The sequence below is a fragment of the Roseivirga ehrenbergii genome (assembly GCF_001593005.1).
GTDB lineage: Bacteria > Bacteroidota > Bacteroidia > Cytophagales > Cyclobacteriaceae > Roseivirga > Roseivirga ehrenbergii.
The window spans coordinates 129,090-144,133 of the sequence record NZ_LQZQ01000050.1 but is presented as its reverse complement, the minus strand read 5'-3'; the positions used below and the strand labels follow the sequence as shown (position 1 = coordinate 144,133).

General features: G+C 38.5%; 14 protein-coding genes. 9 read left to right on the top strand and 5 right to left on the bottom strand.

Annotation, left to right across the window (positions count from 1 at the left end; all coding sequences use genetic code 11):
• Positions 1-17 precede the first annotated feature (17 nt).
• The 5 genes from MB14_RS16835 (at position 18) to MB14_RS16815 (ending at position 5,127) form a co-directional block, all read left to right on the top strand.
• On the top strand, positions 18-1,295 hold the full coding sequence (locus tag MB14_RS16835; protein ID WP_062593689.1) for a sigma-54 interaction domain-containing protein: 1,278 nt from the start codon (positions 18-20) through the stop codon (positions 1,293-1,295).
• Positions 1,282-1,815 (top strand): LptE family protein, encoded by a 534-nt coding sequence (locus tag MB14_RS16830; protein ID WP_062593688.1) that lies wholly within the window; start codon positions 1,282-1,284, stop codon positions 1,813-1,815. The genes MB14_RS16835 and MB14_RS16830 overlap by 14 nt, the downstream gene beginning before the upstream one ends.
• Before the next feature lie 37 nt (positions 1,816-1,852).
• On the top strand, positions 1,853-2,695 hold the full coding sequence (locus MB14_RS16825; RefSeq protein ID WP_172796119.1) for a DUF8458 domain-containing protein: 843 nt from the start codon (positions 1,853-1,855) through the stop codon (positions 2,693-2,695).
• Positions 2,688-3,050 (top strand): preprotein translocase subunit SecG, encoded by a 363-nt coding sequence (gene secG, locus MB14_RS16820; protein WP_062593684.1) that lies wholly within the window; start codon positions 2,688-2,690, stop codon positions 3,048-3,050. Before MB14_RS16825 ends, secG begins: the two co-directional genes overlap by 8 nt.
• 169 nt (positions 3,051-3,219) lie before the next feature.
• Entirely contained in the window at positions 3,220-5,127 is a 1,908-nt protein-coding gene (locus tag MB14_RS16815; RefSeq protein WP_062593682.1) for a M61 family metallopeptidase, read from the top strand.
• Positions 5,128-5,303: 176 nt separating this feature from the next.
• Here the strand turns inward: MB14_RS16815 and MB14_RS16810 are convergent, their stop codons facing one another.
• The 3 genes from MB14_RS16810 to MB14_RS16800 all read right to left on the bottom strand — a co-directional run bounded on the left by MB14_RS16810 (position 5,304) and on the right by MB14_RS16800 (position 8,145).
• Positions 5,304-5,828 (bottom strand): hypothetical protein, encoded by a 525-nt coding sequence (locus MB14_RS16810; RefSeq protein ID WP_062593680.1) that lies wholly within the window; start codon positions 5,826-5,828, stop codon positions 5,304-5,306.
• An 89-nt stretch (positions 5,829-5,917) separates the two neighbouring features.
• Positions 5,918-6,457 (bottom strand): ATP-dependent protease subunit HslV, encoded by a 540-nt coding sequence (hslV, locus tag MB14_RS16805; RefSeq protein ID WP_053223087.1) that lies wholly within the window; start codon positions 6,455-6,457, stop codon positions 5,918-5,920.
• 56 nt (positions 6,458-6,513) lie between these two features.
• Entirely contained in the window at positions 6,514-8,145 is a 1,632-nt protein-coding gene (locus tag MB14_RS16800; RefSeq protein WP_062593677.1) for a pyruvate dehydrogenase complex dihydrolipoamide acetyltransferase, read from the bottom strand.
• Positions 8,146-8,348: 203 nt separating this feature from the next.
• On the opposite strand from MB14_RS16800, the gene MB14_RS16795 reads away from it, so the two are divergent.
• The gene (locus MB14_RS16795; protein WP_062593675.1) at positions 8,349-9,047 is read left to right on the top strand and encodes an SOS response-associated peptidase; all 699 of its coding nucleotides are present in this window, start codon (positions 8,349-8,351) and stop codon (positions 9,045-9,047) included.
• A gap of 14 nt (positions 9,048-9,061) precedes the next feature.
• On the opposite strand, the gene MB14_RS16790 is transcribed toward MB14_RS16795, so the two are convergent.
• Entirely contained in the window at positions 9,062-9,808 is a 747-nt protein-coding gene (locus MB14_RS16790) for a DUF6503 family protein (protein ID WP_132644073.1), read from the bottom strand.
• Between the two features lie 212 nt (positions 9,809-10,020).
• On the opposite strand from MB14_RS16790, the gene MB14_RS16785 reads away from it, so the two are divergent.
• From MB14_RS16785 to MB14_RS19000, 3 genes are all read left to right on the top strand, one after another.
• Positions 10,021-11,019 (top strand): 3-oxoacyl-ACP synthase III family protein, encoded by a 999-nt coding sequence (locus MB14_RS16785; protein ID WP_062593670.1) that lies wholly within the window; start codon positions 10,021-10,023, stop codon positions 11,017-11,019.
• A gap of 250 nt (positions 11,020-11,269) precedes the next feature.
• Entirely contained in the window at positions 11,270-12,817 is a 1,548-nt protein-coding gene (locus tag MB14_RS16780) for a toxin-antitoxin system YwqK family antitoxin (RefSeq protein WP_165899478.1), read from the top strand.
• Positions 12,818-12,848: 31 nt separating this feature from the next.
• The gene (locus tag MB14_RS19000) at positions 12,849-13,010 is read left to right on the top strand and encodes a Lacal_2735 family protein (RefSeq protein ID WP_311316228.1); all 162 of its coding nucleotides are present in this window, start codon (positions 12,849-12,851) and stop codon (positions 13,008-13,010) included.
• On the opposite strand, the gene MB14_RS16775 is transcribed toward MB14_RS19000, so the two are convergent.
• On the bottom strand, positions 13,011-14,960 hold the full coding sequence (locus MB14_RS16775; RefSeq protein ID WP_062593665.1) for a TlpA family protein disulfide reductase: 1,950 nt from the start codon (positions 14,958-14,960) through the stop codon (positions 13,011-13,013).
• Between the last annotated feature and the right edge of the window lie 84 nt (positions 14,961-15,044).

The window sequence follows — 15,044 nt, the reverse complement described above, 5'->3', positions numbered from 1 at the left end:
CCCGCAATCCTAATACCTTGAATAGCAACGAAATATTAAGCATAAAACAACGGTTTGGTATTATTGGCAATAGCCCTCAGTTAAACCACGCCATTCAGGTAGCGGCACAAGTTGCTCCTACCGACATGACCGTATTGATTACTGGTGAAAGCGGTAGTGGTAAAGAATCCTTTTCAAAAATTATCCATCAGCTGAGCCCAAGAAAGCACGGTAAGTTTATCGCTATCAACTGCGGAGCAATTCCTGAAGGCACAATCGATTCTGAACTGTTTGGCCATGAAAAAGGGTCATTTACTGGTGCTTACGATGCCCGAAAGGGTTATTTTGAAGTAACTGATGGTGGAACCATTTTTCTAGACGAAATTGGAGAGATGCCAATGTCTACCCAAGCGCGTTTGCTACGTGTTTTAGAAAATGGAGAGTTCATCAAAGTTGGTTCATCCAAAGTTCAAAAAACCGATGTGCGAGTGGTAGCCGCTACTAATGTCGACCTGCTCGATGCGGTGGACAATGGTAAATTCAGAGAGGATTTATATTACCGATTAAGCACTGTTCCGATTTCTGTTCCTCCGCTAAGAAATAGAGGTAATGATGTTGATTTGTTATTCAGAAAATTTGCTTCTGACTTTGCGGAAAAATATAGAGTGGAATCTATAAAGCTAGATGAAGATGCCAAAGCCATTCTTTTACGCTACAATTTCCCTGGTAATATTCGTCAGCTCAAAAATTTAGTAGAACAGATTTCTGCATTAGAAATGGAAAGACAGATTTCTGCGGAAACTTTGGTCAAATATTTGCCTCAAAACAGATCTAGCTTACCTGCCCTTTATAAAGCTCATAACGGACAAGGAGGGGATAGCTTGAGTGAAAGAGATTTGCTCTATAAAGTTTTGTTCGATATGAAAAAGGACATGACAGAGCTTAAAAAGTTGGTTCACGATATTTTAGAATCTGGTGATTTGAGTGAAAAGACGATTAGCGAGCATGCAAGTTTATTTAGAAACATAGATGATGACAGCAGTGCCCTACTTAGCGACCAGCTAGAAAAACAAACAAATGAAAGCTATTACTTAGAGCCTAAGCCTATTGCTGACGACTACGATTACGAAGAAGATAAAGTAGAAGACATTACGCATGAAATGGAAGACGAATCGTTATCCATAGAAAAGAAAGAGCAAGAACTCATTATTAAAGCCTTGAAAAAGAATAACAATAAAAGAAAGTATGCCGCTAGAGATTTAGGCATCTCTGAACGTACCCTGTATCGTAAAATCAAGCAGTATGAAATTGAGTAAATCATTAATACTGAGTATAGCACTATTGGCTTCCACGCTTTTTGGCTGTACCTATGGCTTTACAGGTGCCTCAATAGATTATAACACCACGAAAACTATATCTATTGCCAATTTCTTTAATGATGCTGTGGACGGAGGACTTCCAAATATGGGGCAACTGTTTACGGAAGACATGAAGGATTATTTTCAGCGGAATACTAAATTAGAATTAGTACCTTCAAAGGGCGATTTACAGTTTGAAGGAGCAATTTCTAGATATAACATTTCACCTCAAGCGGTTGTGTCATCTGGAAACGAAAATGTGGCAGACAGGTCAGGTTTGATGAGATTGACGATAGGTGTAGAGGTGGCGTTCACGAATCTAAATAAGGAGGAAAATAACTTTAAACGTAGCTTTAGTTTCTATGCTGATTATGACCCACAAACTACCTCATTAACATCTGTCGAGCCAGAATTGGTAAGTCAGATTTTTAAAGAGATTATTTTTGAAATTTTCCAGCAGTCAGTTGCCCAATGGTAATTTTCATTCTATTTTAGACATCCCAAAACAAAAACCAGTGAACAGAGAACGGTTTAATCAACTTCTTGGAAACCTACACCAAGTCACCAATGAGGACATTAAATCGCTCAATGATCTGCGTAAAAAGTATCCTTTTTTTCAAACACCCTACGTAATAGTTGCCAAGGCACTTAAAGACCGAAATCATCCAAAAACAGATGCTTTCATTAAAAAAGCCGCCATCTATTCTCCTAACAGGGCGCATTTAAAGAAAATAATTCTTGGCGAAATAAGCTTTGAAGCCCCCCAAGAGAACACAATCAAAAAAAAGCAGGGAAAGACAATTGAAACTCCGGAAACCTCAAAGGAAATAGTTACCCCAAAAGCTGAAACGGAGACAGAAACGGTAACTAAAGAAGCTATTTCTAAGACTGACAAAGACGGACCACAAGAAGAACCTATTGTTCCTCAAACATTGGGTAAGCAAAATCCAGAGATTAATCAGTTGGAAAAAGACCTATTGGAGATTAAAGAACGTAAACTCCGATTGGCAAAGATGTTTGAAGGCCAAGAAGAAACAAAAACAATCAAAGCCGAGACAACACCACAAAGCAACAAGTCTCAGGTAGAGTTGATAGAAAAATTCATCCAAAATGAACCTCGTTTTGAAAACAAAAAGGGTATTAACGAAGAGAATGAGTACACGCAAGAAGACCTTGCAGCCAAGCACATGAAGTCTAAAGACGAGTTCGTTACTGAAACTTTAGCCAAATTATTACTGAAACAAAAAAAATATACCAGGGCTATTGACATTTATAAAAAACTAAGCTTGAAATTCCCTGAAAAAAGAACTTACTTTGCGAGCCAAATTCAAAAAATAAAGGAAGTACAGAATGTTTAAGCTATTAATAATCCTTGCCATCATCGTTGCCATACTTTTAATTTTAATCGTATTGGTTCAAAATTCTAAAGGTGGCGGTTTGTCAAGCCAGTTTGGTGGCGCAGGTGCTACTCAAGTAATTGGAGCAAAAAAGACAACCGATTTATTAGAAAAAGTAACTTGGGGTTTTGCACTAACCTTATTAGCGCTTAGCCTAGCATCTGGCATGATGGTAGACAACGGCAATAGTGATTTTTCAAATAACCCTAACATAGACAAGGCGCTTCAAGAATTGCCAATGCAACAACAAGCCCCTGTAACACCAGAGGCTGGAAGCATACCTCAAACTGCTCCTGACACAACAGGTAACCAGTAAGAACACAAAGACTTTATAGAAAGGACCGTCAATTGATGGTCTTTTTTTTGCCCTCAAATTAAAATCCGCACTTTTCATTAATGGTATTTACACAATAGCCTTAATATTGTAGTTATAGTATAAATCAACGCTAGAGCATGTCAAACCTCTGGTGTTTAAATTCAATATCATGAACAAACTCAAATTTATCTGTTTAGGTCTCCTATTCACAACAATCACATGGGCAGCAAACCCATACAAATACATCATCGATCTTTCCCGTGTGTCGGACGATAAAGTATATGTAGAACTCGCCCCACCCAAAATCAAACAAGACGAAATCTTATTCTACTTACCAAAAATCATCCCTGGTACTTACGCCATAGCCGATTATGGCCGAATGGTTTCAGACTTTGAAGCTTTCGATAAAAAAGGAAACCCACTTCAGGTAAAAAGGCTTGATGACAACACTTGGAAAATCAGTGATGCTAAAAAAATTGCCAAAATAAGCTACTGGGTAGATGATACTTATGATAACCCAAAAGAAGGCCCTGAGATATTTCAACCAGCAGGAACTAATATTGAAGAAGGAAAAAACTTCCTTTTAAATTCCAGCGGCTTCTTCGGCTACTTTGAGGGAATGAAAAAAGAAGCTTTCGAGATTAATATCATTCGCCCTATGAACTTTTATGGAGCCACTGGTTTAAAAGCAGAGGCTACAAACACAAGCTTAAGCCGTAAATTAATAAAGAAAGACTTCAATACACCTGATGCCAACAGCACTATTGATAGGTTCGAAGTTTTAGATTACGATCGCTTAGTAGATTCTCCTTTAATGTACAGTAGAGCTGACACAGCCATAGTTAAAGTAGCAAATACTGAAGTACTAGTAGCTAGTTATTCTCCTAATAAAAAGGTTACAGCTAAAGAAATCGCTGCAAGCATTAAAGAAGTTCTTGCTGCCCAAAGTACCTTCTTAGGCGGAAAACTACCAGTTGAAAAATATGCTTTCATTTTCTACTTCACAGATCAGCCAGTAGTATCATATGGTGCTCTGGAGCATTCTTTCAGCTCACTTTATTTTATGCCTGAGCAAACTATTCAGCAAATGAATCAGCAATTGCGTGACTTTGCTGCCCATGAATTCTTCCATATCGTAACTCCTTTAACAATTCATTCTGAAGAAATTGGAAGCTTCGATTTTAACGATCCTAAAATGTCGCGTCACCTTTGGATGTACGAGGGTATGACTGAGTATTTCGCAGGTAGCGTACAAGTTAAATACGGCTTGGTAAGCCCAGAGGAATACTTGGATATGTTATCTGAAAAAATTCTTACCTCGGCACAGTTTAAAGATGATTTGCCTTTTACAGAGTTGAGTCTTGGCGCTTTAGATACCTATGCTGACCAATACTACAATGTGTATATGAAAGGTGCCTTAATTGGAATGGCCTTAGACATCAAGCTTAGAAAACTTTCTGACGGTGCTTATGGCGTGCAAGAAATGATGGCTGATCTTTCTAAGAAATACGGTATGGAGAAATCTTTTAAAGATGATCAACTGTTCAGTGAAATAGTAGCCATGACCTATCCTGAAATCGGAGAATTCCTCAACACTTATGTGGCAGGAAACACACCTATCAACTATGAAGAAGTATTGGCCGAAGTAGGTGTAAAAGTAGTTAAAGACGGCACCAAGAAACAATACTCATTAATCATCAGTCAGGAAAGCATTGCTGTAACTCAATATCAAGGAAAAAGAATGTTGGCCATTGGAGATCAAGATAAACTTGATGCTATAGGTAAAGCGCTGGGGTTACAAAATGGTGACATCCTCACAAAAATGAACGGAGATGAATTTCCCGAGTTTGGACCTGAAATCAACAATTTTCTTGGAGGACAGTTTCAAAAAATCCCAAGTCTTGAAACCATGAGCGTTACGGTTATTAGGGCTGTAGATGGCGAACCAAAAGAAATGACCCTTACAACACCTAACAAACAAATTGATGTACCTGTTGCCTTTACATTGGCCTTTGACGAGAATGCTACGCCAGCCCAGCTCAAGTTGAGAAAAGCTTGGTTAGAACCTAAAAAATAAGAGTAAATATTATTTACTATGAATGCTAAAAGGTCATCGAAAACGATGGCCTTTTTCGTTCCCCCAACCATTAGAGGCTACATCTATTAACGATAAAAGCTTATTAAGCAACAGACCTCAAACAAAAAGAGCGACCAATAAGTCGCTCTTTTATACTATTTTAATGAGGATACGGACTAGCGGTTGTTACCATTCACCTTGTAGTCTGATTGCTCTAGAATTTTAACTTTATCGTTACCATCCACTACATATTCCACTCTGAACTTACTGATGTCGGTTATACTTCCTCTACAAATCAATAAGGCCGCTTCGCAACCAATCGTAATGCATTTTTCCACTTCATTATCTCGAATGGTAATGTTAAAGGGCTTTGCATCAGCTCTGGCCAAAACAATTCCAGAGTTACCTAATTCCGTCTTCTTAAAAGGATAGATATGATATTCAGAACTTAAGCGATCTACTTGAAATTTAGATAGGTCAAGCTTTTTTGGGGCACCATCTGCTAACAAGGTAACGTACCCGTCCTTTACCGCTAAAGCTGCATTTTCAATTACCTCTCCATCTCCTAAGTGTACTGTAGCCCCTAATAGAAGTCTTCCTTCACTTCCTTCAGTATATGAGGGAATTTTGGTGTCAATACAGCTATTGCTCATGACAATTAAAGCCATTAAAGCAAAGAGCTTTGAGATAGGAGTACGCATTGTTTCAGTTGGTTAAATTGAATTTCCACTCAACAAATAGCTACTACAAAATCAGCTAAGTGATTGAAAATCTTTTCCTTATTACGAAATTAAGAAATTTTCTCTATAATCAAATTGTGATTTGTGTATATACAGATGTCAGCAGCAATTTTAAGACTCTCTTCAACAATTGCGAAGCTGTCTAAATCTTTCGCATGAGTTTTTAGCGCTTGGGCTGCAGCTTGAGCATACATACTTCCAGAACCGATGGCCGCAATACCATTGTCTGGCTCTAAAACGTCACCCGTTCCGGATAAGATCAGAATATCATCTTTGTCTGCTACAATCAGCATTGACTCTAGCTTTCTTAAGTAGCGATCAGTACGCCAATCTTTAGCCAGTTCTATAGCTGCTCTTTTCATGTTGCCCCCGTAAGCACTCAGTTTTTCATCAAACCTTTCTAGTAAAGTGAAGGCATCGGCAGTAGAGCCTGCAAAACCTGTTACTATCTTTCCGTCTTGAAGCTTTCTGATCTTCTTTACGTTACTCTTGGCTACGGTATTACCCATAGTAGCTTGCCCATCGGCACCAATTGAAATTGAACCGTTATGTTTTACCGCTAATACGGTGGTTGATCTAATCTTGGTCATGTTATTTCTAAATAAAAAAGTCCCGTATGAGAACGGGACTTGAACTTAATAAGTTTCTAAACCAGCAACCTAACTGGATCTTCTAATAAAGATTTGAAGGTTTGCAGGAATGCTGAGCCAACTGCACCGTCAACTACTCTGTGGTCGCATGACATGGTTACTTTCATGATGTTACCAATAGTCAACTCACCATCTTTAACAATAGCCGTTTGCTTAATACCACCAACAGCCATAATACAAGCGTCTGGCGGATTAATAATGGCTGTGAATTCTTCTATACCGAACATTCCTAAATTAGAAATGGTGAAAGTATTTCCTTCCCATTCAGCAGGCTGTAATTCTTTATTCTTTGCCTTTGCTCCTAATTGTTTTACCTCGGCAGCAATATGAGAAAGTGGCTTATTGTCTGCAAACCTAACTACAGGCACAAGAAGACCTTCTTCTACAGCTACTGCTACACCGATATGGATATGGTGATTGATTCTAATTTTATCGCCCAACCAAGATGAATTTACCTGAGGATGTTTTCTTAAAGCTGCGGCTGCGGCCTTAATTACCATATCGTTAAATGAAATCTTCACTGGCGAAACTTCATTCATACTAGCTCTTGCTTCAATGGCCTTATCCATGTTGATTTCCATGGTAAGGTAGAAATGAGGCGCAGTAAATTTACTTTCGGCTAAACGCTTGGCTATGGTTTTTCGCATTTGCGATACCCTTAGCTCTTCAAAACTTTCTTCACCTACAATCTTAGGAAGCTCCACTGCAGGCGTTGATGATTTTTGTGCTGGAGCTACAGATTTAGTCTGTTCAGCTTTAGCAGGAACAAAATCTTCTACATCTCTTTTTATAATTCTTCCGCCATCGCCAGAACCTTTCACTTCTGAAATATTGATTCCCTTTTCTTCCGCCAATCTCTTAGCCAAAGGTGAAGCTTTAATTCTTCCGTTATTAGTTTGGGCTGGTGCAGGGCTTTCTTCTTTCTTAGGTTCAGAAGTCTCTTGCTTTGGAGTAGCTTTAGCAGGCTCTTCCTTGGCCGGCTCTGTCTCACTTTCTGTTTGACTTTCAGCCTTTAAAAGCGTTTCAAAGTCAGCTCCTTTTTCGCCTACAATGGCTAAAACACCATTTACAGCCACTGACTCTCCTTCTTTAGCGCCAAGATACAATACAGTTCCATCATTGTAAGACTCGTATTCCATGGTAGCCTTATCGGTCTCGATCTCAGCCATCAGTTCACCTGACTCTACTGTATCGCCCACCTTTTTATGCCAAGCCGAAATAACTCCTTCCTCCATGGTGTCGCTCATTTTCGGCATTCTCACCACTTCTGCTTTGATGTTACTCGTATCTATCGCCTCGGCATCGGCTTTCTTCGCTTCAGTTGATTTTTCTTCTTTATCATCCGAGCCATTTTCACTTGACTCATTCAGAAGCGACTTATAATCTTCGCCTTTTTCTCCAACAATGGCTAAAATGCCATTGACTTGAACGGCCTCTCCCTCTTCTGCGCCAAGATATAATACGGTTCCTTCATTATATGATTCGTAGTCCATTGTGGCTTTGTCGGTCTCGATTTCAGCCATTAACTCACCTGATTCTACTTTATCACCTATTTTTTTATGCCAAACAGCGATCACCCCTTCTTCCATGGTGTCACTCATTTTCGGCATCCTAACGATTTCTGCCATAAGATTTGTGAAAATTGAGCCCAAAAATAGTTTTAAACAACCGATATTCAAATTATTGAATGACCTATTGCCCTAAGCTTTTGTTATCATTTTATAATCGGTTAATCTTCAATAGAATAATTCTGCAACTTAGCCCCTCGGGGAATGGTTCGAAGTATTAGTATTTATGAACCTGATCACTTAAATTTCTAAAAAAGTTTAATATGCCATCCAGCTATTCCATTGCCAGTTCTGCTAAAGTTATTGAAGAATATTTCAATGTTGAAGTGACTGGACAGTATAAAGAAAAGTATAATGCTTCGCCTACAAAACTACTCCCAGTAATTACTGCAGAAAACCCAGACGGACTTTCTTTTTTCTACTGGGGAATAAATCCCGCATTTGTAAAAAACCATAGTATTAGCGAAAAACTAATTTTTGCGCCAGTAGATCAAATACTAAACAAGGCCAGCCTAAGAAAAAATTTAAAAACTCAACGCTGTGTAATTATTGCAGATGGTTTTTACGCTTGGAAAAGCATTTCAAAAAAAGAAAAAATCCCTTATCGTTTTCATTTGGCCGATAAAAGCCCCTTTGGCATTGCTGGTTTATGGGATGAGTTTGAAGATGAAAACGGAGAGTCGGTGCATACTTTCATGATGATAACGACCAAGGCTAATCCAGATGTAGAAGATATTACTGACCGAATGCCAGCCATACTCGACAGCGATTTAATGATAGATTGGCTAAATGAATCTAATACAGAGGAAAGCGTAATCAACTTCATTACTCCTTACAGGGAAAAGCCATTAGATCGATTCTCAATCACACCTAAAATCAGTAACCCCGATTTCGATAGCCCGGAGCTTCTTAAAAAAGCACCCCCCGCAAACCAATTCGGAAGTTTTACGCTGTTTGGATAGTTTAGTATTTGGGATTATCGTGTGACTTGAACGTTCTCGATGTCAATTCTTGAAATTTCTCTTAGCTGATCGGTCTGGAAAGCGTAATCCAGTTCATGTGCAGGGAAATCACTATCAATAGTGTAATTGACGTAATCTTGAAATAGCACTCCATTTACTTCCCTTTGGTTATATGCTTCACGGAACCTCACTCCTCCACCATTTATATAGTAGCTATATGCCAAGTAATCAATAGTGTGCGTTTTTTGGTTGATCCAGTAAACAAAAATATTTTCGAAATTCTTTCCCCCACCATTCTTTCCGTAGGTCACCTCTACTTTATAATAAGTGTCTTCTTTTATTTTTATAGAAGGCATAAGGTGTTTGCTAATGACTTCCCGGTTAGCAGCATATGGAAGCAACGCGAAATAAACCACAGACCTGGTATCACCAGCCAAAATGCTGGAAATTGAATCTTCTTCCATTCGAACTTCCTTTTGGTTTACCCTTCTTATAAAGGTATTGGAAGTAACAATGTCTTCAAGTTCATTTCCACCTTTATAAGAGGTGCGCTTATAAACATCTCCTTTATCAGAAATTCTAGCGTTGTAGTGATTACCACGAAAATCAAACTGAATTTCTAACGGTTCACCAGATTTATATCCATGTTTTTGTATGGCCGAATCCAGTATTTGCTGAGCAGTGGGCTCATTCACAGCACAGCTTGAAGACACCATAACCCAGGTCAACACAATAAAAACACTTGGATTAACTCTTATCATTTTACACAATTCAATTCTTCCGTAAGCCATTACGGTAATATTCCCAATTAGTTACTTTCATTACTTGGGTGGCCGAAGAAATTCCTTTGAACCGAGTAGAACAACACATGCTGTGATGAATGGCCTTAATTTCCTTTTAAATAAGTAAGCATGCAGAAACAATTTCGAACTATCGGATATTTCTTTACTTTGTATCGATAAATAGAATTGCCATGAAGAGTTCCAGAATTGTTGGTTTAGGTCATTATGTACCGAAAAACATTGTTAAGAACACAGACTTAGAGAAAATAATAGACACTAGTAATGAATGGATTATAGAGCGAACGGGTATTGAAGAGCGCAGGTGGTTCGATCCTGAACAGGATACCGTGTCTAATATGGCCACCAAAGCAGCAAAGATGGCGCTCGAAAGAGCAAAAACAGATGTTAGTGAAGTTGACTTTATTGTTTTTGCCACCATTACTCCAGATTATTTTTTCCCTGGCTCTGGCGTTTTAATGCAAAGAGAACTTGGGCTACAAGGCATTGGCGCATTAGATATTAGGAACGCATGCAGTGGGTTTATCTACGCACTCTCAATTGCCGATCAATTTATTAAAACAGGCATGTATAAAACTGTTTTAGTGGTTGGTGCCGAAATTCAATCTTCGGCCATTGACAAATCTACAGCCGGCAGGTCGAGTGCGGTAATTTTTGCCGATGGTGCCGGAGCGGCAGTATTAAAAGCTGCTGAACCTTCTGAGGGAGGTATCCTGTCAACTCACCTACATGCCGATGGTGATTTTGCCGAAGAACTTTATGTAAAAGACCCTGGCAGTAGCAGAACTGTAAGGCTTTCTCAAGAACTAATTGAAGGCCCAACTTTTCACCTTACCATGAACGGAAATGCTGTATTCAAACATGCAGTGGTTCGTTTTAGCGAAGTAATTGCAGAAGCTTTGGCCGCTAACAATCTATCGGCAGAAGATATTGATCTTTTGGTTCCGCATCAGGCCAACCTGCGCATTAGCAATTATGTGCAAAAGCAATTAAATATGCCAGATGAAAAAGTATTCAACAACATTATGCACTATGGTAATACTACCGCGGCATCAATACCAATTGCCTTAAGCGAGGCCTGGGAACAAGGTAAAATCAAAGAAGGCGATTTAGTTTGTTTAGCGGCCTTTGGTAGCGGATTCACATGGGCTTCGGCATTAATTCGCTGGTAAGTATAGCATTCACTCTTTATGCCGTTTTCGTTAGCAAACCTCTCCTTATTTTGAACTAAAAACGGCTTTAAATGTTAGATGAGTAGCTTAAAAGCTCTTATTGAGAGTTTGAATTGATAATCAATTCAGCTAATGAGGTGAACATTTTATAGCGTTTATTAATAGACGTCATGAGGCGCAATGTTTTGGGCTTTCTTGGCGTAATATTTGAGAAGAAAGATCCGAATCATTTTTCATGAAACCCAATTGCATGCAATCCGATATACGTTCTATGCGCTTTCGTCAATTCATACTTTCAAGTTTATTTTTTACAGTGTTCAGCCTTTCAGGCTTTGCTCAAGAAGAAAGCTATGAACTAATATTCCCCTCTGACGACCCCTCGCTGAAGAAAGAAGGAAAAACCAAAGAAGGCAAACGTGATGGGCTATGGGCCATATACAATGCGGATAGTAGTTTTCTGCAAAGAGGCTATTATGTTGAAGGTAAAAAAGCTGGGGCATGGATGATCTTTCTAAACCGACAAGAAAGGGCCAGACTTAAATATGACAACAACGTCTTAAATGGAGCTTATGTACTTTTTAATGAAGAGGGAAAATCGACAGTCATCACCAATTATACAGCAGGTAAGCTTAATGGCACATGGTCTTCATATTATGGTTCTGGCCAACTATATGAAAAAGGTGAGTTTGAGAATGGTTTAAAAACCGGGATATGGAATAGTTATTATGACAACGGTGCTCTTCAAATCAAAAGTCAATATAAAAAAGGTAAGCTCGATGGGCCATTTCAGCAATACGATCCTTTTGGTTCACTAATGATTGAAACCAATTATAAAGAAGGTTACCTCAACGGTGATTGGGTTAAATACGATGGTGCCATTGTTATTGAAAAAGGCCAGTTTGTTTATGGTGAAAGAGATGGAGAGTGGCTGTATTATGAATTCAGTGAGTTCTCACCCTCGATTAAAGAGTATTATGACAAAGGCAAAAAAACTGGGACTTGGACAACTTTTCATGAAAGTGGCAGAATGGCAAGTCAAATCACATATGCAGACGACAAACCAATTGGCACTTCTAAAGAGTGGTATTCAAATGGCCAAGTGGCAAGTGAAAGCCGATATAGATTGGGTTTTATTGACAGCACTTTTACTGCCTACTACGACAATAAAGTGGTAGCAGAAACAGGTGATTTTAAGTTAGGCCTTAGGGAAGGCGTGTGGAAATACTACCACGATAATGGTATGATTTCAGAATTTGGAAGCTACAAGAACGATCTCCGGGTTGGAAACTGGAAAAGCTTTAGTCCGCGAGGAAAACTGATTTCCGAAGGCGATTACCGATTAGGAAAAGAGCAAGGCCAATGGTTCACTTATCATGAAAGCGGACAATTATCATCTATTGGAAGTTATTTGGCTGGCGAAAAAGACGGGCTTTGGGGCTATTTTCATGAAGATGGTTCACCCATGCTAGATGAAACCTACGACAAAGGAAAACTCATGAAAGTATCTGAATTTACAGACGATGACGGTGACAAACACAGCTCAGGCACGATAATCAACGGAGAAGGAATTAAAATTGGCTATTACCCTGATGGAACCAAATTCTCTGAAGGACCTTACAAAAACGGGCTTCCTAACGGTAATTGGACATTCTTTGATGAAAGAGGTCGCAAATTGAGTACTGGAAAATTAGAGAATGGCATAAAAGAAGGTGGCTGGAACATCTATGCAAAAAACGGCAAACTCATCAGAATAGAAGTATACGAAAGCGGAGAATTGATTGATGAAGTAAATCGTTAAACATTCTTATTCAATTACTGTTATTTCAATCATGGGATTATTTTCAAGGAAAACAGAAAAGGAAAAGCTTCAGGCCAAATACAAAAAACTTATTGATGAAGCCTACAAGCTTTCGCACACCAACCGTAGAGCTAGTGATCTAAAAACAGCGGAAGCAGATGAACTCCTCAAGCAAATTGAAACAATGAATTGATTAACGCTTTGCGAATCCTTTGAGCTGTTCAACAAGTTCCTTTTTAGCGCTAGGTCTTTTAATCCCTTCTCTTATCAATTTGCCTTCTTTTGTAATTACCATATAAGTAGGGAAGCCCGTAATGTTTACAGCCTGATCAAACTTGGCATATTGGGCGTCATCTAAAAAGAAATTCTCTCCCTTTAGCTCATGCTTTTTCACCATAGTTTCCCATGATTTCTTTTCAGATTGGGCACCTAGGTAAACAAAAACTACATTGTCATCCTCTTTAAAATTGGCCTTGATTTCTGGTAAGTGAGAAAACTCTGTTATGCACGGCCCACACCAAGTAGCCCAAACATCTATATAAACCACTTTACCAGGGTAAGTTTTTTTCAGTTGACTTAACACATCTCCTTCTGAATCAACTATTTCTACTCCATTGACAAACTTCTTATCCTTCAAAATCACAAAGTCGCTATACTTACGTTCTAGCACATTTCTCGCTGTACTATTCAAGTTTAAGGTTTTCACTTTATCCCATATTACTTGAGGAAGCTCATTTCCTCGACTAAAGTAGCTCTCATCAATATAAGTAGCAATGATACTAGATTTAGACATTGGGTCCAACTTGTCGATTCTCATTAACAAATCATCCCAAGTAATTTTTTGGTTTAATTCTAAAAGTTCTTTTGAGAACTCTTCTGTTCTGGCTTTTAATGGGTCGCTTAGCTTAACATAGCCAAAATGTTTTTCTCTTTTTTTCTCTTCAATTTTCCATTCCTCAATCTCAGCCCTTCCAGTTTCAGAAATAATTTTAGATTTCAAAAAACCATAAACCTGCTCTATTCTGTAATCGTGCATTGCCACTCTCTCTTTAGGCATCATGGCCATCGAAAACTCTCGCATCAAATCACCAAACTCTCCAGCAAGCATATTCAAAGGCTCATCAACTATCATATCTTTAACTTTTGCCTCATAAGCCTCAGGTAAATCAATTGGAGTTAAAGCACCATTATCTGCGCTATGCAACCAGCGATACCTCATCAAATCATTAGCTGCATACAAATTGATATTTCGCTCGCTGTATTCTTTTACTATTCGGCTTGGGCTATTTTCACTAAAGTAATTCTGATAAAAATTCTGATGCTCTTTTAGTAAATCTAAGCGGTACTCTAAATACTCCATGGGCTCCAAAGCCTTTTGCAAACTATCGTTCTCAAAGTAGTTTCTCACCTTCATATACTTTGGCTTTACCACTCTCAGCTCCTCGTTTTCCTTTGCCAAAGCTCCCATAAACGAAATTGGAGATTCTGCATACCAGCCATCAATACCGCTAACTGCTTTTTCTTCATCTACAAATACTGCCATTTTGCTATCAGGCTCGGCTAAAAACATCGTAAAGACCTCTCCCACCCTAAACATTATATCTTGTGGATTATCTAAAGGGAAAAATATTTTGAATCGACCCTGTTCATCCACATTCACAGTGAACTTTTGTTGCCCAGAGCTAAAGGCATGATTATAAATAACGGAAGCCGTTAAGGGCATTTCGCCTTTAGGTTTTACCACACCAGAAAGAGTTACTTGACTACTTTTAAAAAAGTCATCTTGCCAAACACTTTGGTTAGGCATTCTCTGACGGTCATCACCCAATTTATTTTTACTCAATCGTTTAATAATTCTTCCATCCTCCAAAATCAGAAAATCACCAACCTCTCTTATTATGATTTGTCTTGTTTTTCCTGGTTGAGAAAGATTAACATGCCATTCTTTACCTTTCTTAATAGGATCTTTGAAGTTCCAGAAATCAGATTCATACATCATATAATTATCTGAAACCCTTAATTCAAGGGTATTCGAGCCATCTACCAAAAACCAATTGCCTATTACGGAACTAGGAAGCGAAGATTGAGCATTGAAATGAGCAACCGAAAGGGCTGATAAGAGTAGAGTGAAAAACGCTTTCATAATTTCAATTTATTCAGGAAAATAACAATTATGAATAACCAAAACAAAACTCATTTCATTTAACACTAAAAATATATTAAACTG

Excerpts from the sequence above, each read along its gene's own strand:
- MB14_RS16830 (WP_062593688.1), top strand. The coding sequence starts at position 1,282 with ATGAAATTGAGTAAATCATTAATACTGAGTATAGCACTATTGGCTTCC.
- MB14_RS16775 (WP_062593665.1), bottom strand. The coding sequence starts at position 14,960 with ATGAAAGCGTTTTTCACTCTACTCTTATCAGCCCTTTCGGTTGCTCAT.
- hslV (WP_053223087.1), bottom strand. The coding sequence starts at position 6,457 with ATGACCAAGATTAGATCAACCACCGTATTAGCGGTAAAACATAACGGT.
- MB14_RS16790 (WP_132644073.1), bottom strand. The coding sequence starts at position 9,808 with ATGATAAGAGTTAATCCAAGTGTTTTTATTGTGTTGACCTGGGTTATG.
- MB14_RS16800 (WP_062593677.1), bottom strand. The coding sequence starts at position 8,145 with ATGGCAGAAATCGTTAGGATGCCGAAAATGAGTGACACCATGGAAGAA.
- secG (WP_062593684.1), top strand. The coding sequence starts at position 2,688 with ATGTTTAAGCTATTAATAATCCTTGCCATCATCGTTGCCATACTTTTA.
- MB14_RS16810 (WP_062593680.1), bottom strand. The coding sequence starts at position 5,828 with ATGCGTACTCCTATCTCAAAGCTCTTTGCTTTAATGGCTTTAATTGTC.
- MB14_RS16795 (WP_062593675.1), top strand. The coding sequence starts at position 8,349 with ATGCCATCCAGCTATTCCATTGCCAGTTCTGCTAAAGTTATTGAAGAA.
- MB14_RS16815 (WP_062593682.1), top strand. The coding sequence starts at position 3,220 with ATGAACAAACTCAAATTTATCTGTTTAGGTCTCCTATTCACAACAATC.
- MB14_RS16785 (WP_062593670.1), top strand. The coding sequence starts at position 10,021 with ATGAAGAGTTCCAGAATTGTTGGTTTAGGTCATTATGTACCGAAAAAC.
- MB14_RS16780 (WP_165899478.1), top strand. The coding sequence starts at position 11,270 with ATGCAATCCGATATACGTTCTATGCGCTTTCGTCAATTCATACTTTCA.
- MB14_RS19000 (WP_311316228.1), top strand. The coding sequence starts at position 12,849 with ATGGGATTATTTTCAAGGAAAACAGAAAAGGAAAAGCTTCAGGCCAAA.